Origin of the sequence: Mesorhizobium sp. M2A.F.Ca.ET.067.02.1.1 (genome assembly GCF_004023285.1) — a bacterium.
Taxonomy (GTDB): domain Bacteria; phylum Pseudomonadota; class Alphaproteobacteria; order Rhizobiales; family Rhizobiaceae; genus Mesorhizobium.
In genome coordinates, this window is record NZ_RZSB01001455.1 from 1 (window position 1) to 417 (window position 417).

At 66.9% G+C, this 417-nt stretch carries 1 protein-coding gene; it reads right to left on the bottom strand.

From position 1 onward, the window contains the following. Positions 1-19: 19 nt before the first annotated feature. Positions 20-417: hypothetical protein (locus tag EOA28_RS38300; RefSeq protein ID WP_128315969.1), on the bottom strand; the 398-nt coding region annotated here is incomplete at its 5' end.

Genomic DNA, 417 nt, shown 5'->3' on the forward strand with positions numbered 1-417 from the left:
CCCGGAACACTCGGCAAAATCAGTTGATTTTGCGGTAGTAGACCTTGCCGTCCGCCTGCTGGATGCGCTGGTAGGCAGGGTTCGGGGCAGGCGGCGGTGCCCGCTTCCTCAGCGGGGGCATTTCGACGGATCCTGGGTCCGCCGTGTTTTCAGCAAAGGCCGACGGCTCCGTCTCGGTGCTGGCTGGGGCCGCCTCCGGCTCGGGCGCGCTCGCCATCGGTTCATCGCCGACTGGCCGGCTCTGGCCCAGCCGGGCGATGCCGCCATTGACCTCGCTGAACTTCGCCTGCAGCTGGTCGTCGAGGTTTTCGAATCGGCTCTGGAACCCGTTGTTGACGGTGTCGAGGCGGGCGCTGATGCGCTGCTCGAACTGGCCGAGCTGCTCCAGCCGCACTTCCACGGCGCGCAGGTCGTTGA